Source organism: Halosimplex pelagicum, from assembly GCF_013415905.1.
Taxonomy (GTDB): Archaea; Halobacteriota; Halobacteria; order Halobacteriales; family Haloarculaceae; genus Halosimplex; species Halosimplex pelagicum.
Genome location: NZ_CP058909.1, coordinates 1,850,943 through 1,871,620, shown reverse-complemented (window position 1 = coordinate 1,871,620; position 20,678 = coordinate 1,850,943). Strand labels below are relative to the sequence as shown.

Below are 20,678 nucleotides of genomic sequence, written 5' to 3'. Positions count from 1 at the left end.
CCCTCGCTCCCCGACCGATCGCACAGAAGACACTTACCGACCGCGACGCCGGTCCCGGTATGGCCGACGCTTTCACCCGGCGGGAGTGCGTCGCGGTCGTCGCGACGGCGCTGTCGGCTGGGTGTCTCCCCGGAGACAGCAGCGGTGCCAGACGGGACGTATCGTCACCGGAGACGGGCCAGTCGACGACGACGGCGACAGAGACGACCGCGACCGCGATCGGCACCGAGGGCGGATCCGTACCCGAGACTGCCGTCCCGACGCCGAGTCCGAGCGCCTGTCCGGCGGAGCCGCGCGTTCCGGAGCCGTCGGCCGACCACGGTGACCTCCCGTCGATTCCGGATCCACCGGATACCCTCGGCGAAGCGTCAGTCCGCGCGTACGTCGAGACGTACGAGTACGCCTACAAGTACCGCGAGATGGCCGGGTACGGGGAGGGACTCGTAGAGTTCAACCTCGACTCGTCGACGGAGGCATCGAGAGTCGGTCCGAACGCCGTCCTGGTCACGTCGGGGTACGCGATGGACCACGGCCGGTGGGACGATGGGGAGGGGACCCCGTACGGATACTTCGACGGGCATCGCTACTCCTTTGCCTATCTGGTGACCCACGAGGCCGTCTGGCGTGCCACGCGTCGGGAGACGGAGAATCCGCCGGACCCGCGCGTGGACGGGACCGTTCTGGAGTGTTTCTGAGCGAAGTCGGCCGACCGGCACACTCTCCGTGCCGTTCGTGATTCTGCTCCGATACTGGCGGGCGGCGACGCGACCGCCGGCACGCGCACTGCCGTGCGAATGCCGGCACCGGCCTCAAACCCGTCCTGACCCACCATAGGGACGATGCCACAGCGATCGATAGCCAGCGCGCCCGCGACGACCCGACAGTCCTCGGAGGAGGCGCCGTGACCCCGCAGTTGAAACCGCTCGACGAGCAGGTGATGGTGATCACCGGCGCGCCCTCGGGCAACGGGCTCGCGACCGCGCGGATGGCCGCCGACAGGGGCGCCTCGCTCGTGGTCGCCGCCCGGAGCGAGGACGCCCTCGACGAGTTGACCGACGAGATAACCGAGGCCGGCGGCGACGCCGTCTACGTCGTCGCCGACGTGAGCGACCGGACCCAGGTCGAGGAGATCGCCGCGGTCGCGGAGGACACCTACGGCGGGTTCGACACCTGGGTCAACAACGCCGGGAAGTTCATCTACGGCCGTCTCGACGAGACGCCGGTCGAGGACATGCGCGAGCTGTTCGAGGTGAACGTCTGGGGACTGCTCTACGGGTCGCTCGTCGCCGCCGAACACCTGAAACACCGAGAGGGCGGCGCCATCGTCAACGTCGGGAGCGTCACGTCCGAGCGCGCGCTCATCCTGCAGGGGGCCTACACCGCCTCGAAACACGCCGTCAAGGGGTTCACCGACACCCTCAGGATGGAACTGGAAGAGGAGGGCGCGCCCGTCTCGGTGACGCTCGTCAAGCCCGCCGCCATCGACACGCCCTACCCCGAACACGCGAAGAACTACACCGACAGCGAGGTGACCCTGCCGCCGCCGGTGTACGCGCCCGAGACCGTCGCCCGCTCGGTCTGTCACGCCGCCGAACACCCCGAGCGCGACATCTACGTCGGCGGCGCCGCCAAGAACATGGCCCAGATGGAGCAGTACGCCCCCGGTCTGTTCGACACGATCATGGAGAAACTGTTCGTCGGCCTCCAGACGCGCGACCGTCCGCCCCGGCGCCAGTCCGACAACGCGTTCGACCAGCCCGGCGGCGAGCTCCGCGAGCGCGGCGACCACGGGGGCCACGTCGCCGAACGGAGTCTCTACACCCGCGCCGCGACCAGCGGGACCCGCGGAACGGCGCTCCTCGCACTCGGTGCCGCCGCCCTCGGCTACGGCGTCTATCGGGCGATACGCGGGAACGGGGTGGACGTGGCGGCCGTCTCCAGCGCGGAACTCGACGGCGACGACCGCTCGGCGCTCCGGCCGGTCCGACGGGAGCGGTGACCGAACGGCGCCGGCCGGTCGCGTTCCTCGCCGGACCCGTGCGTGGTGCGTATCAGGTACGTTCGACGCTATCTGTTTAGGCGTAGCCCCTATACTCGGACGTGGCCGAGGGGGAGGTATGAGTCCCATGGACGGGAAGACGCGGTACGGCAACAGATCGCTCGTGTACGACGCGCTGGCCGACGAACGGCGACGGCGCGTCGTCCGCCTGCTGGACGACGCCGACGCGGCGCTGACCATCGAGGAACTCGCCGAACGGATGGTCGAGCGCGACGACGGGGGACCGGACAGCGCCGCGGACGAGGCGGCGATCACCCGCCTCCGCACGTCGCTGTATCACGTCCACGTTCCGAAGCTCTCCGACGCCGGCGTCGTCCGGTTCTCACCCGAGCAACGGCGCGTCCGACTCACCGACTCCGTCTCGCTCGACGCCCTCGACGCCATCGGGTCGTAGACGGAGCCGTTCGATACGACGTGCTTGTTGAGTAGTGGTTTCGGGTTGATTCTTCGTGGAAGAAACGGGGGTGACTGTGACTGCAGGGGGCAGCAGGCGATGAAAGCCCTCGACGCGCTCGCGGTCGCTGAGGCGGGATATCCGCGCTCTCCGCACCGCCCGCGCGGATAGTGGCCCGCTCAGGCGACCAAGTGAACGCGAGCGTGCCTCGCCCTTTCAGTCCGCCAGGGCCAGCACCGCACCCGCGCCGCACAGCAACCGCAGACGGCCACGAGCCTCCCCAGCCTCTTGCGCTTCTCGCAGGCTGCGATGCTCATCCCTCGCGCGGCTGTTTCGAGCGGCCCGCCACGAGGCGGGCACGCTCGACAGCACGCGCCAACCGCACAGCACCGCAACTGCAACAGCCACTCCCTGCACCGAGCATCCGGCGCCGCAGGCGCCGGTTCGCCGTCAGAGCGAGCGCTGACGAGCCTGCGGTCGGTCGTCGTGCTCACTCCCGCAGACACCGGCTGCGCGGGAGCGAAGCGACCAGCGCAGCCGGCCTTTTTTCACCCATGTTTTTTGACGGGGGTCGAGGCGCGAGCCCACCGGCTCGCGCCGACGCCCCCGTTAAAAAAGATGGTTGCGCACGGTCCTTTTTGATGGTCGCGCTCCAACGCGGTAACATGGCAACACACGAGGCCACGGTCGAGGGCGTCGGCGTGGGCGTCGGCGACGACGGCCCGGGCCACCCGGTCGTCCTGCTGCGCGTCCGCGAGGAACTGGTCCCCATCTTCGTCAGCGCCGACCAGGCCCAGTCGATGCAACACGCGCTGGACGGGACGCCCTTCGAGCGGCCGCTCACACACGATCTCTTCGTCGACATGGTCGCGGAGTTCGGCGCCGCCATCGACCGCATCCGCATCGACGACCTCGCCGACGGCACCTTCTACGCGAAGGTCGACACCGAGCAGTACGGCGACGAAGAGCGCTCGGAGATGGTGTTCGACGCCCGCCCCAGTGACGGCATCGCGCTCGCGCTGCGCGTCGACTGTCCCATCCTCATCTCCGACGAGGTGATCGACGAGGCCGGTCGCGACCCCGACGAACTCGGCTTCGTCGACGAGGAGGAGGCCCGCCGCGAGCACGACATCGGCGAGGAGGGGTTCGAGTTCGACGACGAGGACGACGATCCCGGCTTCGGCGACGACGACCCGTTCTGATACGGAGTATTGCAAGACAGTCCGGGATCGACCGCACGAAGTCGTGCGGTCGACCCGGGAAACGCTTGCAATAATCCGTATGAGGGGGTTTTCCGTCTCGAACTCCGAACTGGGGTATGGGATCGGACGGCCTCGTCGACCTCGACCAGGAGACCTGGGTGGTGCTGGCGAAGTACAACCTACTGCTGGCGACCCTGTTCGGCGTCCTCGCGCTCGTCTCACGGACCGCCTTCGACGGGAATCAGCTGCTACTCATCGAGAACGGTGCGCTCGCGCTGTTTTTCGGCGCCGTCCAGACCTACGCCTGGCTGTCGGCGTGAGTGTGAGGGAAACGTCACCCCGCCGCGGTCAATCGTCGGCGATGACCCTGTCGTCGCTGGTGGCGACGAGGCGGTCGATGGCGTCGACCATGGCCTCGACGGAGGCGCGGGTGATGTCCGAGTCGCTGGCAGTCACCGTCACGAAATCGTCGCCGCGGGACATCTCCACCTCGACGGTGACGATGGCGTCCGTCCCGCCGGTGATGGCGTCGACGTGGTAGGATTCCAGATGGGTGTCGAACGAGTGGCCCAGCGCCGACTGGACGGCGTTGATCGCGGCGTCCACCGGTCCGGAGCCGATCTCGGCCTCGGTGCGCTCCTCGCCGTCGACGACGAGGGTGACTGTGGCCGTCGGCGTGTTGCCGCCGGCGACGGTGGTGAGTTCGGTGATCTCGACGCGGCGGTCGTGTTCGCTGTCGGTCACGTCCTCGGCGATGGTGAGCAGGTCGGCGTCGGTGACGCGCTTGCCGCGGTCGCCGATCTCCTTGACGCGGGCGACGATCGCCGAGAGTTCCTCGTCGGTCACCTCGAAGTCCTTCTCGTCGAGGGCGGCCTTCACGCCGGCGCGGCCGGCGTGTTTGCCCAGCGCGAGGCGGCGCTCGCGGCCCACCTTCTCGGGCGGGTAGGGCTCGTACATCGCGTCGTCCTTGAGCGTGCCGTCGGTGTGGATGCCCGACTCGTGGGTGAAGGTGTTCTGGCCGACGACCGCCTTGTTCGGCGGCAGCGGGATGCCCGTCGCGTTGGCGACGAGTTCGGCCAGATCGTACACCTCGGTGAGTTCGAGCGTCTCGACGCCGTAGCCGTGCGAGAGGGCGATCGCGACCTCTTCGATGGCGACGTTGCCCGCCCGCTCGCCGATGCCGTTGACGGTCCCGTGGACCACGTCGGCGCCGGCGGCGATGGCAGTCAGGGCGTTCATCACGGCCAGCCCGAGGTCGTCGTGGGTGTGGGCGCTCACCGGCCCCAGCTCCGAGAGCCGGGAGACGGCTTCGAGCGCGCCGTCGGGGGTGGCGTGGCCCACCGTATCGGCCCAGCAGATGCGGTCGGCACCGGCGTCGAGGGAGGCCCCAAGGAGCTCTTCGAGGTAGTCGAGATCCGCGCGCGAGCCGTCCTCGCCGATGACCTCGACCCAGAGGCCCTGCTCTTTGGCGTACTCGACGAGTTCGACGGTGTCGCGGACGTTGTCCTCGCGGGTCGTCCCCACCTTGTCGGTGACGTGGCGGTCGCTCGCCGGGACGACGAGGTTGATGCCGTCCACGCCACAGTCGATGGCGAGGTCGATGTCGCGCTGGATGCCGCGACAGAAGCTCGTGACCGTGGCGTCGAGGTCCAGCTCGGCGACGCGGGAGATGGTCTCCCGTTCGCCGGGGCCGGTGCAGGCGCTGCCGGCCTCGATGAACCCGACGTTCGCGCGGTCGAGCGCGCGGGCGATCCGGGCCTTCTCGTCGGGCGTCAGCGAGACACCCGGCGCTTGCTCGCCGTCGCGCAGCGTCGTGTCGAGAAACTGTACGTCGCCTACGTCAGAGAGGTGAGTCGTCTCGGGATGGTCGCCGAACAGCGTTGTCCCTTCGCGCTCACCGGAGCCGTCACACATGACGGAGAATTTCGCGGCCAGCCGCCGTGAGGCGACTTCCTCTATCCTCCGTGTCGGTATAGTCCGACATCGTACTCCGAGGTGAAGCGAGCCGCCCTAATTAAACCGTCGGGTTCGCCGCCGTCGACCCCGTTCTCGGTCTTCGACGACGCTCGATCAGCCGTCGCCGTCGAGGTAGACCCGGTCTCCCGGTTCGACGCCGTCGGCGGCGCCGCCGGGCAGTTCGACGAAGCGGTCGGCCTTGGCGACGCCCGTGCCGCGCCACGGCTGTAGCGTCTTCACCTGGACCACCTCGTCGTCGAGCAGCCAGATCACGTCCAGCGGCGTGCGGACGAACAGCATGTGTACGTCCCGGTAGCTCGTCCGCCCGAAGTCGAACACGAGCGCGTAGCCCTCCGGCAGCGACGACTTACCCATCAGCCCCTTGACCTTCTGTAACAGCGAGTCGGCCCGCTCCACGTCCGTCGCGAGGGTTCGCGTGTCGCCGTCGGCCGACTCGTGGACGAGGCGCATGGCTGCACCCTGGAGAGAACGGGACAAAACCGTTCCGGCGCGGGACCCGCCGGACCGGGCGACCCGGCGCCGGCGGTCGCCGGCCATCAGTCGTCGGTCGTCAGTCGTCGGTCGCCGGCCATCAGTCGTCAGTCGTCAGTCGTCGGTCGCCGCCGGAGACGGTCCGGTTTCGCCGCCGGTCGCCGCGGGCGCCGCGCTCCCCTCGTCGGCCGCGTCGGGCAGCCGGAAGCGGTCGAGGGCAGCCCGGAGGTCGTCGGCGCGGTCGGCGACCGACTGCACGTCCGCGGTCACCGTCGAGACCGAGGCGGTCTGTTGCTCGGCGGCCGCGGCGACCGACTCGGCCTCGCCGCGGGTCCGCTCGCTGATGTCCGCCACCTCGTCGACCCGCGCGACCGCGTCCTGGGTCGTCTCGGCCTGCTCGTCGGTCGCCGCGCTGATCTCGCGGACGCTCTCGTCGAGTTCGCCCACGTCGGCGACGATGTCCTCGAAGTCGCCCAGCGCGCCCTCGATCGTGGCGACGCTGTCGCCGACCTGGTCGTGCATCTCCCGGACCGTCGCCGCTGTCTCGGCCGACTCGCGCTGGAGTTCGTCGACGAGGTCGCCAACCTCCTCGGCGGCGTCGCGCGTCTCCTCGGCCAGCCCCTTCACCTCGTCGGCGACGACCGCGAAGCCGTCGCCGCTCCCCTCGCCACCGCCCCCTCCGCCCGCCCGAGCGGCCTCGATCGAGGCGTTCAGCGCCAGCATGTTCGTCTCCTCGGCGATCCCGTCGATGAACGAGACGATCTCGTCGACCTCGTCCATGCGGTCGGCCAGCCCCTCGACGGCGTCGGCGGTCCGCTCGATCCGCCCCTCCAGATCGGCGAGCGCGTCGATGGCCTCGGTCGCGGCGTCGCGACCGGAGCGGCCGCGCTCGGCGGCGGTCCCCGCGGTGTCGGCCACCTCGTCGGCCGAGGCGGCGATCTGCTGGACCGTCGCCGAGAGGTCGTTCATCCGATCGGCGACCGACCGGACCTGCTCGCTCTGGCGGGTCGCACCCTCGGAGATCTCCTGGGTCGAGGACGCCACCTCGTCGCTGGTCCGGTCGAGTTCGTCCATGCTCGCGGCCACGTCGTCGCTGGCCGCCGACACGTCGTCGGCGAACGCCCGCACGTCGCCGACCGTCGCCCCCAGCGTCCCGACGAGGCGGTTGTAGTTCTCGCAGATCTCCCGGAACTGGTCGTCGTCGCCGGCGATCTCGTCCGCGTCGAGCCGCGCGGTCAGGTCCCCGTCCGCGGCGCGGTCGGTCGCGTCGCCGAACGCCGCGACGAGCGACTCCAGTCGCTCCGAGCGCCGCTCCAGATCCGCGGTCATCGCCTCCAACTCGTCGGTGTACTCGCGGAGGTTGTCGGCCATCCGGGCCAGCGACTCGCCGAAGGCCCCCGGTACCTGCTCGTCGAGGACGGGCGCGTCGAACTCCTGGTCGGCCAGCGCGTCCGCCTGCGCCGCCACGAGTTCGATGTGCGAGCTCATCTCGGCGAACGACCGGGTCAGGCTCCCGACCTCCGACGGGTCGTCGCTGGCCGGCACGGCCACGTCCACCTCGCCGTCGGCGATCCGGTCGGCCGCCGCCTCCAGCCGCCGGACGGGGACGACCACGTCTTCACGCGTGATCCAGACCGTGTTCACGAGCGCCAGCGCCGCCCCGACGAACAGGACCGCAGCGAGCGCGACCCGCGCGGCGTCCGTCGTCACGAACGGGACGACCGCCTGGGCGACAGATATCAGAAACTGAATCCCGGCCGCCGCGACGACCGTCCGCTCGACCGACCGGTCGATCCCCATCGTCGTCATCCAGCGTCGTATGAATCGCTTGTACCACTGAGCGGGGAGAGCGTACATGTGCAGTCAGTCGGCAACGCGTCGTATAAAAACCGGAATCGAATTTCAGAAGGTGAGAACAGCGGCGCCCGCGGCCGGCCGGCGGGACGGGGTGGGCGGGACCGACTCCCGTGGGTCAGGCCGTCCGACCGGCGACGGTCGCCTCGATCTCGACGATCTCGGGGTCGACGATGTCGAGAGTGACGAGGCCGTCGGGCCCGGTTCGGTACCGGGGTTCGGCCGCCCCGACCGTCGTCAGCGTCACGTTCGCCGGCGCGGCGTCGCGGGTCACACGGACCGCGAGTTCGCCGTCGGCGACGCTCCCGCCGGTCGAGAGGCGGTATCGGACCGGCGCCTCGCCGGCGGCGGGGTCGAACTCGCTCGACCCGGTCTCGTACGAGCTGTCCGGATGCGCCCGGGAGTTCGGGCGGGGCGTCGCGTCCGCGGCCCGCCGGTCGATGTCGATCTCGACGCCGACCGCCCGGCTGCGGGCGTCGCGAGCCGTGTGCGCCCTGAACGCCTCGGCGTAGACATCGTCGACGACGGTCCCGTTCTCCAGGGTCACGGTCACGTCGCGGACGACCAGGGAGTACTCCGCGACGGCGGAGGCCGGGACGGCGTAGGACCCGAGCGACCGCGACCCGTTCAGGTCGGCGAGGTCGAGCGACAGCCCGCCGTACCGGAGACAGTCCAGATCCCGGTCCAGGTCGGGCGTCTGCGTCGGCGTCGAGAACGACCCCGACGCGTCCGACGGCGAGACGCCGTCGCAGTTGTAGATGCTCGTGTCGGCGAACGCGACGCCGAGCGTGACGTTCGCCGCAGCGACTTCCGCCGGGAGGTCGCCCGCGCGGACGACGTACTCGACGGTCGTGTTCTCCCCGGACGCAGCCGGTGTCGGCGTCCCCTCCTCGGCCGTCGGAGTGGGTGTCCCGTCGGGCGTCTCCGGTGCGGTCGGTGCCGTCGTCGTCCGCTCCGGCGTGAGCGTGTCGGTCGGCCCCGGCGTCTCCGAGCCCGTTCCGGGAGCCCCGGCACAGCCGCCGAGGACGACGAGGAGGGCGATTCCGAGCGCTGCGGTGCGCGCGGTCATGGCAGTCGATCGAGGGGTCGACGGTACAAGTCTTCCGGTGGGGGCGAGCGTGCGCGCCTCGAAAATCTCTAACGGATCGCGACCGTGGGCCGACCATGGAGAAGACGCCCTCCGGCACGTCGGTGGGGGTGGAGGACCCGTACGCCCACGTCGACCGCTGCAACCACTGCACCGACGAGGGTCGCTGCCGGTTCGCCGTCGAGCAGGGCGAGCGCGACCCCGAGTTCGCCGACGCGCGCAGTCGCGAGGAGTTCCGCTGTCCCGTCGTGGGTGCGCTCGACGAGGAGGGGCTGACCGGTCCGTGGGAGTGGGCCGACTGCCCGCACTTCCGGTGTCGCAACCGCGACCGGGCGTGCGAGCGCTGCGGGCTCGAAGAACGCCGGATGGCCCACGACGACGAGCGGCCGCTGCTGGAGGAGCACCACCTGTCGTACGCCGACCGGTCGGCCGCCGACGGGGACGGCGACGACCCGAGCCACGAGATAACGGTCTTCCTCTGTCGGTGGTGTCACGCGAAGGTCCACGACTCGTGGGCGAGCGTCGACGACGACGCCAACCCCGACCCCGAGGCCATCGCCGAGCGCGAGGGTCGGCGCTCCCGTGAGCAGTCCGAACTCGGCTTCCAGTCGGCCGCCGAGCGGTTCGATACCGGCGGCGAGGAGGACGGGGCGAGCTGAGACGCGAGGCCGGACGAGCGAGCCGACGGATCCGGCGCCGACTGCGAACCGACAGTCCCGATCGCTGACACGCGGAGCCCTTATCTTCGTCCCGCCGTCAGGATCGCTAATGGCCCTCCGGGAGTACACCGACGGCGAGTACGAACGGCTCCAGCGGAGCGAACGCGAGCTCACGGGGAACCGGGAGCGGGCGGAGATCACGGACGTGGCCGTCGTCGACGACACGGCGCGGCTGACGTTCGGCTTCGAGTGGACGCCCGAGCCCGACTCGGTCAGCTACGACCTCGACGACGCCCGGGACGTGATGGAGCTGAAGGCGGTCGCGGCGGCCGCGGGCTACGAATACGACCAGCTCCCCTACTTGGAAGGCGAGACGATCCCCGTCGTCTACCTCGACGACGGCTGGGAGCCGGCCGCGGCGCTCCCCGACGGCGGACCGGGGAGTGCCGACGACGCCGCCCGGACGGGGCCCTCGCTGGTCGATAGCGCCTCCCGCCGGCTCGACGACATCACCGCCCAGTCGGTCGTCCTCGGGGTCATCGTCGTCAAGAAGCTCCTCATCGCCTCCGCGCTCGTCTACCTCCTCGTCGTCTGACCGCCGGTCGCGGCTCAGATCCCCTCGTCGTCCTCGACGGGGACCACCGGCGGCGGGTCGCTCACCCGGACCGACAGCGACGCGGCCGCCAGCCCGCCCAGCAGGACGATAAACCAGTAGTTCGACAGCCGGAACAGGAAGACGGCGGCGGTCGCCGTCGGCAGGCCGACGGGGGCGAGCGCGGCGGTCACGCCCGCCAGCGCCACCTCGAACCCGCCGAGCCCGCCGGGCAGCGGCACGACGTTCAGCAGGGTGACGACCGGGACGACGAAGACAACCAGCGCGTAGGGGATCGGCTCGCCGATCGCGAGGAAGCTCGTGTACAGCGGCAACAGGAAGCAGAGCCAGCCGACGACGGCGAGCGCGACGGTCGTCGCCACCCCCCGCCGGTCGCCGGCGAGGTCGCCCACCGCGCCGCCGAACTGCGCGACCGCGTCGCTGACCCGTTCGGGCGCGAGCGCGGCGTCCGCGCGCGCAGAGACGCGGCCGACGGTCCGTCGGAGCCCGGCGGCCACGCGGAGCGCGACGGCTTCGAGTGTCTCGCGCCGGTACACCGCGAGATACGTGAGGACGAGGACCACGGCGGTCACGGCGACCATCGCGACGAGGACGGTGCGCAGCAGCGGCCCGGTCGGCCCCCGGCGGGTCGCGACCAGCAGCGCCAGCCCGGCGACGGCGAGCACGAGCGACGCGACGACGTTCAGGAACGCGAACACCGACGCCGCGGCGAGCGTCGACTCGTAGGGGGCCGCGGTCTCGCGGCTGACGGTGTAGGACATGAGGACGGGCCCGCCGCTCTGGCCCATCGGCAGCACCTGCTTGAGGAACTCGCCGCTCAGGTACGCCGAGCGGTAGCGCCGGCCGCCGACCACGTGACCAGTACTCGCGAGCAGTCGTCGGACCGCCTCGCTCCAGACGGCGAGCGCGGCGACGACGCCGAGGAAACCCACGGCCAGCACCCCGATATCCGCCGTCGCCAGCTCGGCCAGCACGGCCTCCGGGCCGACCGCCCAGAGGAACCCGCCGACCGCGAGGAGAGCGACCGCGAACCCGGCGACCAGGCGGACGCGACGTGACATGAGAGCAACGGACGCGGCCGGCCCGTAAAAATCGTCCGGCGCCCCCCTCGGCGACGATCAGTATAGACGACGGCCGTTGCAGTTGCGGTAAGCGGTGCGGTCGGCGCGTGCTGTCGAGCGTGCCCGCCTCCTGGCGGGCCGCTCGAAACAGTCGCGCGAGGGATGAGCACCGCACGCCGCAGGCGCGCGGAGCGCAAGCGGCTGGGGAGGTGTGAGGCCGTCTGCGGCGCTGTGCGGTCGCGGTGTAGTCGCTGTCACGGAACGGTCGCGGTCCTGGCGGACTGAAAGGGCGAGGCGCGCTCGCGCCGTGCGTCGCCTGAGCGGGCAACTATCCGCGCGGGCGGTGCCGAGAGCGCGGATATCCCGCCTTGGTTCGAGAGAGCGAAGCTCTCTCGTCATCCTGAAAATCTCCGATTTTCAGAGACAGCGACCGCGAGCGCGCCGAGGGCTTTCAGCGCTTGTTGTTCTCCGCGGGAGAGGCAACTGCTAGAGAGCGCCGAGGGCTTTCATCGCCTGCAGTCGAGCACGGTGCTGATTACTGCTAGCGAGCGGGTCAAGGGTGTTCATCGCCTGCTGTCTCCGTCGAGTGCAGTCACTCTCGCATGACTCTCTTTCGGCCCAACTCGAACAGAACCGACCACTCGACTCACAAGGGAACCTGAACGACAGCCTCACTCACCGTCCGTCGCAGACTCCGTGGACGATCCGTCGGGTTCTGGGGTCGGCGCGAGCGGGCTCGGCGGGTCGGCGAGTCGCGTCGAAACCCACGCCGCGGCGAGCCCGCCGAGCAGGACGACGAACCAGTAGTTCGACAGCCGGTAGAGGAAGACGCCGGCCGTCGCGGCCGGGAGCTCCAGCCCCACCAGTGCGACGACGACCGCCGCCAGCGCCACCTCGAACCCGCCGAGGCCGCCGGGCAGCGGCACGACGTTGACCAGACTCAGCACGGGGACGACGAAGACGACCAGCGCGTAGGGCACCGGCTCGCCGATGGCGCGGAAACTCGTGTACATCGGGGCGAGAAAGAGCGCCCAGCCGGCCAGCGAGAAGGCGGCGGCCCGCCGGACCTCCGCCCGGTCGGCCAGCGCGCGGTCGAACGCCGCGTAGTAGGTGCCGAACGTCCCCGCGACGCGGTCGGCCGCCAGCGCGGCGCGCGCACGCCCGGAGAGCCGCCCGACGGTCGCCCGGCCGATCCCGGCGGCCCGGAGGACGAGTCGCTCGACGAGCGCCCGGCGGGAGTTGACCAGCAGCGCGGCCCCGCCGAGGGCGACGACGGCGACCGCGAAGCCGACGAGCAGCGCCACGAACAGCGGGGTGATCGGCCCGTCGCTCGTGAGCAGGACGACCCCGATCCCGACGCCGGCGAGCGCGACCGACGACGCGATGTTGACGAACTCGACGACCGTCGCCGCCGCGAGCGCCTCCTCGTAGGGCGCGTCGGTCTCCTTGCTGACCGCGTAGGAGACGAACACCGGGCCGCCGGAGTGGCCCATCGGGACCACCTGCTTGAGGAACTCGCCGCTCATGAACGCCGCGCGGTAGCGGGGGCCGCCGACCTCGCGGGCCGCGTCGCCGCCGACGCTGGCGAGCAGGCGCCGCAACGCCTCGCTCCAGCAGTAGAACGCGGCGACGACCGCGAGAAAGCCCGCGGCGTACGTGGCGGGGTCGACGCCGGTCAGTTCGTCGAGGACCTGTCGCGGGCCGACGATCCACAGGAAGCCGCCGACCGCGAGGAGAGCCAGCGCGAAGCCGAGGACGACCCGGAGGATGCGTCGCATCTACCCGCGAGACGAGGGGTGTCGGCATAAGCGCGGTGGCCCGAGGACGAAGGCGTCCGCGGTCCCCCGTCCGGCTCCGGCGGTCGCGGTCCGACGCCGTCGGTCGCCGTCCGCGACCCCTTCCCCTGGCCAGTCCTGCGCGTTCCGGACGCCTTTTACCGTCCGGTGGGCTACGGGCCCCTAATGACCCGCATCGACGTGATCGACAACCACGGCCAGTTCACACACCTGGAGCAGCGCGCGCTCCGGGACATGGGCGTGGACGTGGAGATCGTGGACAACGAGACGCCCCCCGAGGAGATCGACGCCGACGGGCTCGTCCTCTCGGGCGGCCCCTCGATCGACCGCATCGGCAACTGCCCCGACTACCTCGACCTCGATATCCCGGTGCTGGGCATCTGCCTGGGTCACCAGGTCATCGCGACGGAGCTCGGCGGCGAGGTCGGCGAGGGCGACTACGGCGGCTACGCCGACGTGACCGTCGACATCGTCGAGGACGCCGACCCGCTCGTGGGTTCGCTCGCACCCAACACCCGAGTCTGGGCGAGCCACGCCGACGAGGTCGTCCGCGTCCCCGACGGGTTCGCGCGCACCGCCGAGAGCGACGTCTGCGGCGTCGAGGCGATGAGCGACGCCGACCGCGACCTCTACGGCGTCCAGTGGCACCCCGAGGTCGCCCACACCGAGCGCGGCGAGGAGGTCTTCGAGAACTTCCTCGACATCTGCGAGTAATCGACCGCCGACGACCGCCGTCAGGCGACCGCGGACGATCCCCGCCTCGTTGTGTGTTATCTACCCGCACGACTGCGCGATTTCGACCGACGATCTCGGAGTGTCGGCGCTCGAACCGACCGCTGACGGGCGTCTGACGGAACTCCCACGTTTGAAGTGATCGTACGGTCATTGGTGGATCAGGTTAGTCATGACGACCACTCAGGGCAATCTCGCGAGCCTCTCGCGGTTCGTCTTCCGCGCGCCCAGCTGGTACTCCAGCGTCGGCTTCGCCCTGCTCATCGCGGCGATCGCCGGCGTCGCGGCCTTCGACTCCCGGTTCGTCTTCGAGGACGCCTGGGAGGGGCTGTTCTACATCGGCATCCCGACCGTCGTGGCGAGCGTGTTCACGCCGTACGTCGACCGCAAGCTCGGCGGCCAGCTCTCGCGCAACCAGGCGTCGCTTTTGGCGCTGGCCTGCGAGCTCGTCACCATCGGCGTGTTGACCGTCGCGGGGTTCGTCGCGTTCGTGACGCCGCTGGGCCAGGAGTTCGTCGTCGACGCCCTGCTGGTCGCGCTGGCGTCGATCTTCGCCCTGCGACTGTTCGTCATCATGGCCGTCTCGCGCCAGCGACTGGTCGTCGCGTCGGCGGCCGCCAGCATCCAGACCGCCTCGGCGGCGCTGCTGCTGTTCGTCTACAGCGGGGCGATGCGCTACATGGAGTTCGGCGGCGGACCGATAGCCCGCGCGTTCCTCTTCCGCCCCGACGAGGCGCCCCGGCGCATCGCCGAGATGCAGTACGCCGACCCCGGGAAGTTCGGCCTGCTCGCGCTCATCTGCGTCGTCTACGCCGGCTGCGTCTGGCTGTTCCTCACCGTCATCGACCAGCCATGGAAGCGCAGCCTCGGCGTGAGCGTCCTCGACTTCGTCCGCGGGTTCATCGGCCACGTCGCCGAGGGCAGCCGGGAGCTGGAGACGTTCTTCGAGGATATCGGCGAGGACGCCATCGTCCCCGTGACCGTGCTCTCGGTACGCCGACCGGAGGGCGGCGAGAAGGCGCGGTTCGTCCTCCCGATGCTCCACCCCGGTCCGATGGGCGACATCGGCGGCGGCAACCTCCCCCGGCGGATCGCCGAGCAGGCCGACGGGCTGGCCTTCCCGCCCCACGCCACCGCCGGCCACGACTTCAATCTCGTCACCGAGCGGGAGGTCGAGACCGTCATCGACACCGCCGAGACCGCCTACCAGCGCATCGAGTACGGCGCGACGGCGACCGAGTCCGTCCGCCTCACGGAGGGCGACGCCACCCTGACCGGCCAGGCGTTCGGCGACGGCGCCTTCCTCGCGTCGACGTTCTCGCCGGAGTTCGCCGACGACGTGGAGTACGCTGTCGGCCTCTCCGCCGTCGCCGAGGCCCGCACCGGCGACCTCGACGAGGTGATGCTCGCCGACGCCCACAACTGCAACAACGGCCTGGCAGGCGAGGATCTGGGCCACGTTGTCCCCGGCAGCCAGCGCTCGTTCGACATGATCGACGGCGCCCGCGACGCCGGCGCCCGGCTCGCCGCCGCGACCCGCAAACCCTTCGAGTGCGGCGTCGCCTGGGACGAGACCGACTGGGAGCCCGAGGATGGCATCGGCCCGCTGGGCATCCGCGTGGCGGTGTTCGACGTGGACGGCCAGCAGACCGCCTACGTGTTCGTCGACGGCAACAACATGGTCCCCGGCCTGCGCGAGCGGATCGTCGACGCCGTCGACACCGTCGACCGCGTCGAGGTGCTGACGACCGACACCCACGTCGTCAACACGATGGAGGCCGAGAACCAGGTCGGCGACGTCATCCCCGAAGCCGAGATCGTCGCGGCCATCGAGGACCTCGTCGAACGGGCCAAGGCCGACCTCGAACCCGTCGAGGCGGGCATGGAGACCGAGAGCGCCGAGGTGACCGTCTTCGGCAACGACCGCACGGAGATGCTCGCCTCGACCGCCAACGCCGCCGTCTCGATGGGCGCGCCGCTGGCCGGCGCCATCATCACCGCCGCCCTCTCGGTGTCGGCGCTCATCTTCCTCGTCGCGCGGCTGTGAGCGGCCGCGAGTCGCCCCGCCTGGGCGCTCGCCTCGCTCGACGCCGACCGAAACGCCGAACACGGAGTCCGCCGTACCTCCCGCCGTGAGCCGCTCGCTGACAGATGTCGCTCCCGCCGTCCTCGTCCCCGCCGCCTGGACCCTGACGCTGGGCGCCCACGTCTCGCCGCTCGTGTCGCGACACGTCCTGCTGGTCGGGCTCTCGGTGATGACCGTCCTGCTCGGCGCGTTCGCCGTCCTCGCCCGCGGGGAGATGACCGGGCCCGTGCTGGCCGTCTGGCAGGGGGTCGTCGTCGTCGGGTTCGCGATCACGCTCGTCGGCGCCGTCGACCTGGCGGTCACGCCCGACGCCGACCCCACGCTCCCGGTGACGCTGTACGGCTGGATGGTCGTCCCGGCGCTGGCCTACGTCGCGACCGCAGCCGAGATGGAGCCGCCGTTCAACCGGATCTACCTCTCCGGTGCCATCCTCGCGCTTGCCGGCGCGGCCACCTACGGACTGGCCGGCTCCGAGGTCGACGCCGCCGTCGGCATCGCCGCCGTCGGCCTCGGCCAGACCGCCGGCATCGTCACCGCGGTCTATCAGAACCCCGGGACCGGCGGCTGAGCGCGGGTTGCGGCGCGGGCTTCCGGCGTCCGAACGCTTTTGCGGCCCGCTCGCGCCCCGCCCGTATGCGGATCCTGTACGTCGACTGCGACTCGCTCAGACCGGATCACCTCGGCTGTTACGGCTACCACCGCGACACGTCGCCGACGATCGACGGGATCGCCGCCGAGGGCCGTCGGTTCACGAACTACTACGTCTCCGACGCGCCGTGCCTCCCCTCGCGGACGGCGTTTTTCACCGGCCGCTTCGGCCGCCACACCGGCGTGGTCAACCACTCGGGAACGAACGCCGACGTCCGCCACCGGGGGGCGTCGCGCGGCACCTCGACCGGCGGCCGCTACCGCACGCTCCCGCGCGAACTCCTGAACCGAGGGCACACCACGGCCCTGGTCAGCCCGTTCCCCCAGCGCCACGGCGCCTGGCACGTCCTCGACGGCTTCGAGGAGTACCGCGACACCGGCGGCGGCGGCGCCGAGCGCGCCGAGGTCGTCGCGCCCCACGCCGAGTCGTGGCTCGACGACCACGCGACCGAGGCGGACTGGTACCTCCACGTCAACTTCTGGGACCCACACACACCTTACGACACGCCACAGGAGTACGGCAACCCCTTCGAGGACGACCCCGCGCCCGAGTGGCTCACCGACGAACGCATCGCCGAGCAGTACGAGAGCTACGGGCCCCACAGCGCCCGCGACCTCCACCACGGCTACCTCTACGGCCGCGGGCCCGACGACCTCGATCGGACGCCCGACGAGATCGCCGACCGCGAGGACTTCCGTCGCTGGGTCGACGGCTACGACGTCGGTATTCGGTACATGGACGACTACATCGGCCGACTGGTCGAGCGACTGAAGGACGCGGGCGTCTACGAGGAGACCCTGGTCGTGATCTCCGCGGACCACGGCGAGAACCTCGGCGAACTCAACGTCTACGGTGACCACCAGACCGCCGACGACAAGACCTGTCGCGTCCCGCTGATCGTTTCCGGCCCCGACGTGGAACCGGGCGTCGACGACGACATCCACTACCACGTCGACTTCGCGGCGACGCTCGTCGACCTCGCGGGCGGGAGCGTGCCCGAGGGATGGGACGGCGAGTCGTTCCTGCCCGCGCTGGTCGACGGCGAGTCCGACGGCCGGGAGTTCCTCGTCACCGGGCAGGGCGCGTGGGCCTGCCAGCGGGGGGTTCGCTTCGACGACTGGCTGCTGCTGCGCACGTACCACGACGGCTGGAAGGAGTTCGCGCCGGTCGAACTCTACGACCTCGACGCCGACCCCCACGAGACCGAGAACCTCGCGCGCGAGCGTCCCGAGGTCGCCCGGCGCGGACTGGCCCTGCTGGAACAGTGGCTCACCGAACGCGATACCGACGCCGCCACCGGCCGGAACGGTGGGAACCCCGACGCGCCGCGGGCGCTCGTCGACCCGCTCGTCGAGGAGATCCGCGAAGGCGGCCCGACCTACCTGCGCGACGCGACGGACACCTACGCCGAGCGCCTGCGCGAGACCGGCCGCGAGGAACACGCCGCGGAGATCGAGCGCCGCGACGGCGTCGTCGAGGAGACGCCCGCCGAGTACCTGCGGTAGCGACCGCTCCTCGCACGGACCGGCACCGTGTCGGCTCGCGGTCGGTCCGCCGACGCGTCGGCCCAACCAGTTGGTGAGGCCCGTTTTGTCGGTCCGGTCGTTACGCTCGCCATGACGGTCGGAACGCTGACGATCGACTGGCTGCCCGTCGGCCTGCTGGCCGGCGCGGCGGTCGGGCTGGTGGCGACGCTGGGCATGGATCTGCCGATGAACCGCCTCCCGGAGGGGCCGACCGCGCCGCGGGTGGCCGCCGGGACGCTCTCGGACGCGACCCTCGAATCGGCGCCCGACGGCGTCGCGACGGCCGCCCACTACGGCGCCGGCGTCGGGACCGGCGTCCTCTTCCTCGCCGGTGTCGCCGCGACACGGTGGCTCCTCGACGGGACCGCCCTCGCGCTCGCTGTCGCTGGCGCCGCGCTGTTCGTCCTCATGAACTGGTTCTTCTCGTTCGTCGTCGTACCGACCTACGGTCGGGTGCCCGACGAGCGAGTCGGCCGCGTGCGCCGGGACTGGGCGTTGTCCGCCCTCGCGTACCTCCTCGTCGCGAGCGCGCTGGTCGGGGGCGCGCTCGCGGTGGCGTGACCGCTGGCGGTTCGCGACGACGGAGCGACGGTCGTGCCCGTCGCTGGGCGGCGTGGGTCGCGAGAAACGCCGAGGAGGAGATTTGAACTCCTGAGTCCTTGCGGAGACCTGCTCTCGAAGCAGGCGCCTTGGCCAGGCTAGGCTACCTCGGCTCACTCACCGCTACACGCAGGCCGACTTTATCCGTTACGGTTCGTCCCGCTCGCGTCGGGGAGTCGGCGGAGGCGCGTCGACGGTCGACAGCCGCGGAGTCGAGGGCGGACGGTCGGTAGGGTGTGGCCGGCGGGCGGCCCGGGACGGCGACCGGACCGCGGCGCCAGACCCAACGCCTAACTTGTCGGCGCGCTCACGGGACGCCATGGACGTAAGCGAAGCGAACGCGGAGTGCGACCGGGTCCTCGACGAGATCGGTTCGGCCGTCATCGCCGACCGGGAGTTCCTCGAGACCGTGCTGCTGGGATTCGTCGGCCGCGGCCACGTCCTCATGGAGGACGTGCCGGGGACCGGGAAGACGCTCACCGCCCGCAGTATGGCCACCGCCCTCGGCCTCGACTTCTCCCGCGTGCAGTTCACCCCCGACCTGTTGCCCGCCGACATCACCGGCACCCACGTCTTCAACGAGCGCGAGCGGGAGTTCGAGTTCAACGAAGGCCCGCTGTTCGCCAACGTCGTGCTGGCCGACGAGATCAACCGCGCGCCGCCCAAGACCCAGTCCGCCCTCCTCGAAGCCATGGAGGAGGAGCAGGTCACCGTCGACGGCGACACCTACGAGCTGCCCTCCCCCTTCTTCGTCCTCGCGACGCAGAACCCCGTCGAGATGGAGGGGACGTTCGAACTCCCCGAGGCGCAGGTCGACCGCTTCCTCGTCAAGTCCTCGATCGGCTACCCCGACGAGGCCGGCGAGGAGGAGCTGCTCCACCGCCGCCTGGGCCGCAGCGAGCAGAGCCCCTCGGTCTCGCCGGTGCTGAACCAGGACCTCGTGACCGACCTCCGGGAAGCCCCAGAGCAGGTCCGCGTCGACGACGACCTGGTGACCTACGTCTCGGCCATCGCCCGCGCGACTCGACAGGACCGCCGCGTCGAGGTGGGCGTCTCCCCGCGCGGGACCCAGCGCCTGCTGGAGGCGACCCGCGCCCGCGCCGCCATGGTCGGCCGCGAGTACGTCACCCCCGACGACGTGAAACGCGTCGCCCAGCCGGTGCTCGCCCACCGCGTCGTCCTCACGCCCGACGCCCGCGTCGACGAGGTCCGGAAGTCCACCGTCGTCGACGCCGTGCTCGACGAGGTGCCGGTCCCGACGGTCTGAGGCCGGTCACTCGCCGCGGTCCTCGACCTGCCGTTCGTTGTCGTCAGCCATCTCTCCCTGGTCGATATCGTCCTGGTCGGAGCCGCCGCGGTCGGAGTAGCGCTGGCGACCCACCGACTCGGCGGGCATCATGTTGAGCATCCCCTGGCGCAGTTCCTCGTCGGACTCGAAGGACTGCTCGCCCGCGCCGGCGAACAGATCCCGGATGGCGATCGGGTCGGCGCTCGTACGCCCGATCTCCCGGTCGCCGTACTCGTCGACGAGTTCGCCGGCGGTCACCGGGTAGGACACCTCCTCGAAGACCGACTCGATCGACCCGAACTCGACGCCCTGCTCGTGGTCGGTGTCGTTCTCGGCCATACCCGCCTTCGGGTCGGGCCGCGCAACTACCTTCACCTTGCACACGAGCGGGTGCGAGTCGTTCGACCGGGGACCGTCAGAACGACGCGTCGGCGAACGCGGTCTCGAAGGCGACGTAGGCCGCGCCGGCGACGACCAGGGCGCCGGCCCACAGCGGACCGTACCAGTGGACCAGCCCGCCGAGGGCCGCCAGGAGACCGGCTCCCGCGAGCGCCGCGACGGCCTCCGGTCGCGTAGCCAGGTCCATGCTGTCAGTCGAGTGGTTTGACCGGCGGCCTGGAAACC

Annotated in this window: 21 protein-coding genes and 1 tRNA gene; 13 read left to right on the top strand and 9 right to left on the bottom strand. The window is 70.9% G+C overall.

The genetic code is table 11. From position 1 onward, the window contains the following. Positions 1-59 precede the first annotated feature (59 nt). From HZS54_RS09205 to HZS54_RS09185, 5 genes are all read left to right on the top strand, one after another. Complete coding sequence (locus HZS54_RS09205; protein ID WP_179922139.1) at positions 60-695, top strand: hypothetical protein; 636 nt, start codon at positions 60-62, stop codon at positions 693-695. Positions 696-901: 206 nt separating this feature from the next. Beyond that, positions 902-1,999 (top strand): SDR family oxidoreductase, encoded by a 1,098-nt coding sequence (locus HZS54_RS09200; protein WP_179922137.1) that lies wholly within the window; start codon positions 902-904, stop codon positions 1,997-1,999. A 118-nt stretch (positions 2,000-2,117) separates the two neighbouring features. Beyond that, positions 2,118-2,453 carry a DUF7344 domain-containing protein gene (locus HZS54_RS09195; protein ID WP_179922135.1) on the top strand — a complete coding sequence of 112 codons (336 nt, stop codon included), beginning with the start codon at positions 2,118-2,120 and terminating at the stop codon, positions 2,451-2,453. A gap of 665 nt (positions 2,454-3,118) precedes the next feature. Then, positions 3,119-3,655, top strand: a complete 537-nt coding sequence (locus tag HZS54_RS09190; protein ID WP_179922133.1) for a bifunctional nuclease family protein — start codon at positions 3,119-3,121, stop codon at positions 3,653-3,655. Positions 3,656-3,771: 116 nt separating this feature from the next. Then, positions 3,772-3,975: a hypothetical protein gene (locus tag HZS54_RS09185; protein WP_179922131.1), complete on the top strand. Its 204-nt coding sequence runs from the start codon at positions 3,772-3,774 to the stop codon at positions 3,973-3,975. Between the two features lie 28 nt (positions 3,976-4,003). Here HZS54_RS09185 and HZS54_RS09180 read toward each other — a convergent pair whose 3' ends face one another. The 4 genes from HZS54_RS09180 to HZS54_RS09165 all read right to left on the bottom strand — a co-directional run bounded on the left by HZS54_RS09180 (position 4,004) and on the right by HZS54_RS09165 (position 9,026). Then, complete coding sequence (locus HZS54_RS09180; protein ID WP_246391869.1) at positions 4,004-5,569, bottom strand: (R)-citramalate synthase; 1,566 nt, start codon at positions 5,567-5,569, stop codon at positions 4,004-4,006. A 156-nt stretch (positions 5,570-5,725) separates the two neighbouring features. Next, complete coding sequence (locus HZS54_RS09175) at positions 5,726-6,082, bottom strand: DUF192 domain-containing protein (protein WP_179922129.1); 357 nt, start codon at positions 6,080-6,082, stop codon at positions 5,726-5,728. Between the two features lie 135 nt (positions 6,083-6,217). Next, positions 6,218-7,960, bottom strand: a complete 1,743-nt coding sequence (locus HZS54_RS09170; RefSeq protein ID WP_246391867.1) for a methyl-accepting chemotaxis protein — start codon at positions 7,958-7,960, stop codon at positions 6,218-6,220. Positions 7,961-8,075: 115 nt separating this feature from the next. Continuing rightward, on the bottom strand, positions 8,076-9,026 hold the full coding sequence (locus HZS54_RS09165; RefSeq protein WP_179922127.1) for a hypothetical protein: 951 nt from the start codon (positions 9,024-9,026) through the stop codon (positions 8,076-8,078). Between the two features lie 95 nt (positions 9,027-9,121). Here HZS54_RS09165 and HZS54_RS09160 point away from each other — a divergent pair, with 95 nt between their 5' ends. Next, the gene (locus HZS54_RS09160) at positions 9,122-9,703 is read left to right on the top strand and encodes a DUF7097 family protein (protein ID WP_179922125.1); all 582 of its coding nucleotides are present in this window, start codon (positions 9,122-9,124) and stop codon (positions 9,701-9,703) included. A 109-nt stretch (positions 9,704-9,812) separates the two neighbouring features. Continuing rightward, entirely contained in the window at positions 9,813-10,298 is a 486-nt protein-coding gene (locus tag HZS54_RS09155) for a hypothetical protein (protein ID WP_179922123.1), read from the top strand. Between the two features lie 14 nt (positions 10,299-10,312). Here the strand turns inward: HZS54_RS09155 and HZS54_RS09150 are convergent, their stop codons facing one another. Both HZS54_RS09150 and HZS54_RS09145 read right to left on the bottom strand, forming a co-directional pair. Next, on the bottom strand, positions 10,313-11,377 hold the full coding sequence (locus HZS54_RS09150; RefSeq protein WP_179922121.1) for a lysylphosphatidylglycerol synthase transmembrane domain-containing protein: 1,065 nt from the start codon (positions 11,375-11,377) through the stop codon (positions 10,313-10,315). 671 nt (positions 11,378-12,048) lie between these two features. Next, positions 12,049-13,155: a lysylphosphatidylglycerol synthase transmembrane domain-containing protein gene (locus tag HZS54_RS09145; protein WP_179922119.1), complete on the bottom strand. Its 1,107-nt coding sequence runs from the start codon at positions 13,153-13,155 to the stop codon at positions 12,049-12,051. Between the two features lie 183 nt (positions 13,156-13,338). On the opposite strand from HZS54_RS09145, the gene HZS54_RS09140 reads away from it, so the two are divergent. From HZS54_RS09140 to HZS54_RS09120, 5 genes are all read left to right on the top strand, one after another. Then, positions 13,339-13,887, top strand: a complete 549-nt coding sequence (locus HZS54_RS09140) for a GMP synthase subunit A (RefSeq protein ID WP_179922117.1) — start codon at positions 13,339-13,341, stop codon at positions 13,885-13,887. A 190-nt stretch (positions 13,888-14,077) separates the two neighbouring features. Continuing rightward, positions 14,078-15,952: a DUF2070 family protein gene (locus HZS54_RS09135; protein ID WP_179922115.1), complete on the top strand. Its 1,875-nt coding sequence runs from the start codon at positions 14,078-14,080 to the stop codon at positions 15,950-15,952. A gap of 85 nt (positions 15,953-16,037) precedes the next feature. After that, positions 16,038-16,559: a hypothetical protein gene (locus HZS54_RS09130; RefSeq protein ID WP_179922113.1), complete on the top strand. Its 522-nt coding sequence runs from the start codon at positions 16,038-16,040 to the stop codon at positions 16,557-16,559. Positions 16,560-16,624: 65 nt separating this feature from the next. After that, entirely contained in the window at positions 16,625-18,145 is a 1,521-nt protein-coding gene (locus tag HZS54_RS09125; RefSeq protein ID WP_179922111.1) for a sulfatase family protein, read from the top strand. Positions 18,146-18,256: 111 nt separating this feature from the next. After that, complete coding sequence (locus tag HZS54_RS09120; protein WP_179922109.1) at positions 18,257-18,727, top strand: hypothetical protein; 471 nt, start codon at positions 18,257-18,259, stop codon at positions 18,725-18,727. Between the two features lie 67 nt (positions 18,728-18,794). Here HZS54_RS09120 and HZS54_RS09115 read toward each other — a convergent pair. Then, a tRNA-Ser gene (locus HZS54_RS09115) sits at positions 18,795-18,879 on the bottom strand. A 206-nt stretch (positions 18,880-19,085) separates the two neighbouring features. Between HZS54_RS09115 and HZS54_RS09110 the strand changes: the two genes are divergently transcribed. Then, complete coding sequence (locus HZS54_RS09110) at positions 19,086-20,033, top strand: AAA family ATPase (RefSeq protein WP_179922107.1); 948 nt, start codon at positions 19,086-19,088, stop codon at positions 20,031-20,033. A 6-nt stretch (positions 20,034-20,039) separates the two neighbouring features. On the opposite strand, the gene HZS54_RS09105 is transcribed toward HZS54_RS09110, so the two are convergent. Together HZS54_RS09105 and HZS54_RS09100 are read right to left on the bottom strand one after the other, a co-directional pair. Then, positions 20,040-20,393, bottom strand: a complete 354-nt coding sequence (locus HZS54_RS09105) for a DUF5789 family protein (RefSeq protein WP_179922105.1) — start codon at positions 20,391-20,393, stop codon at positions 20,040-20,042. Between the two features lie 76 nt (positions 20,394-20,469). Beyond that, positions 20,470-20,640, bottom strand: coding sequence for a hypothetical protein (locus HZS54_RS09100; RefSeq protein WP_179922103.1), 171 nt, complete (start codon positions 20,638-20,640; stop codon positions 20,470-20,472). Positions 20,641-20,678 lie beyond the last annotated feature (38 nt).

Excerpts from the sequence above, each read along its gene's own strand:
- HZS54_RS09150 (WP_179922121.1), bottom strand. The coding sequence starts at position 11,377 with ATGTCACGTCGCGTCCGCCTGGTCGCCGGGTTCGCGGTCGCTCTCCTC.
- HZS54_RS09100 (WP_179922103.1), bottom strand. The coding sequence starts at position 20,640 with ATGGACCTGGCTACGCGACCGGAGGCCGTCGCGGCGCTCGCGGGAGCC.
- HZS54_RS09120 (WP_179922109.1), top strand. The coding sequence starts at position 18,257 with ATGACGGTCGGAACGCTGACGATCGACTGGCTGCCCGTCGGCCTGCTG.
- HZS54_RS09125 (WP_179922111.1), top strand. The coding sequence starts at position 16,625 with ATGCGGATCCTGTACGTCGACTGCGACTCGCTCAGACCGGATCACCTC.
- HZS54_RS09160 (WP_179922125.1), top strand. The coding sequence starts at position 9,122 with ATGGAGAAGACGCCCTCCGGCACGTCGGTGGGGGTGGAGGACCCGTAC.
- HZS54_RS09165 (WP_179922127.1), bottom strand. The coding sequence starts at position 9,026 with ATGACCGCGCGCACCGCAGCGCTCGGAATCGCCCTCCTCGTCGTCCTC.
- HZS54_RS09155 (WP_179922123.1), top strand. The coding sequence starts at position 9,813 with ATGGCCCTCCGGGAGTACACCGACGGCGAGTACGAACGGCTCCAGCGG.
- HZS54_RS09135 (WP_179922115.1), top strand. The coding sequence starts at position 14,078 with ATGACGACCACTCAGGGCAATCTCGCGAGCCTCTCGCGGTTCGTCTTC.
- HZS54_RS09195 (WP_179922135.1), top strand. The coding sequence starts at position 2,118 with ATGAGTCCCATGGACGGGAAGACGCGGTACGGCAACAGATCGCTCGTG.
- HZS54_RS09190 (WP_179922133.1), top strand. The coding sequence starts at position 3,119 with ATGGCAACACACGAGGCCACGGTCGAGGGCGTCGGCGTGGGCGTCGGC.
- HZS54_RS09105 (WP_179922105.1), bottom strand. The coding sequence starts at position 20,393 with ATGGCCGAGAACGACACCGACCACGAGCAGGGCGTCGAGTTCGGGTCG.
- HZS54_RS09140 (WP_179922117.1), top strand. The coding sequence starts at position 13,339 with ATGACCCGCATCGACGTGATCGACAACCACGGCCAGTTCACACACCTG.
- HZS54_RS09205 (WP_179922139.1), top strand. The coding sequence starts at position 60 with ATGGCCGACGCTTTCACCCGGCGGGAGTGCGTCGCGGTCGTCGCGACG.
- HZS54_RS09170 (WP_246391867.1), bottom strand. The coding sequence starts at position 7,960 with ATGTACGCTCTCCCCGCTCAGTGGTACAAGCGATTCATACGACGCTGG.
- HZS54_RS09185 (WP_179922131.1), top strand. The coding sequence starts at position 3,772 with ATGGGATCGGACGGCCTCGTCGACCTCGACCAGGAGACCTGGGTGGTG.
- HZS54_RS09145 (WP_179922119.1), bottom strand. The coding sequence starts at position 13,155 with ATGCGACGCATCCTCCGGGTCGTCCTCGGCTTCGCGCTGGCTCTCCTC.
- HZS54_RS09180 (WP_246391869.1), bottom strand. The coding sequence starts at position 5,569 with ATGTGTGACGGCTCCGGTGAGCGCGAAGGGACAACGCTGTTCGGCGAC.
- HZS54_RS09175 (WP_179922129.1), bottom strand. The coding sequence starts at position 6,082 with ATGCGCCTCGTCCACGAGTCGGCCGACGGCGACACGCGAACCCTCGCG.
- HZS54_RS09110 (WP_179922107.1), top strand. The coding sequence starts at position 19,086 with ATGGACGTAAGCGAAGCGAACGCGGAGTGCGACCGGGTCCTCGACGAG.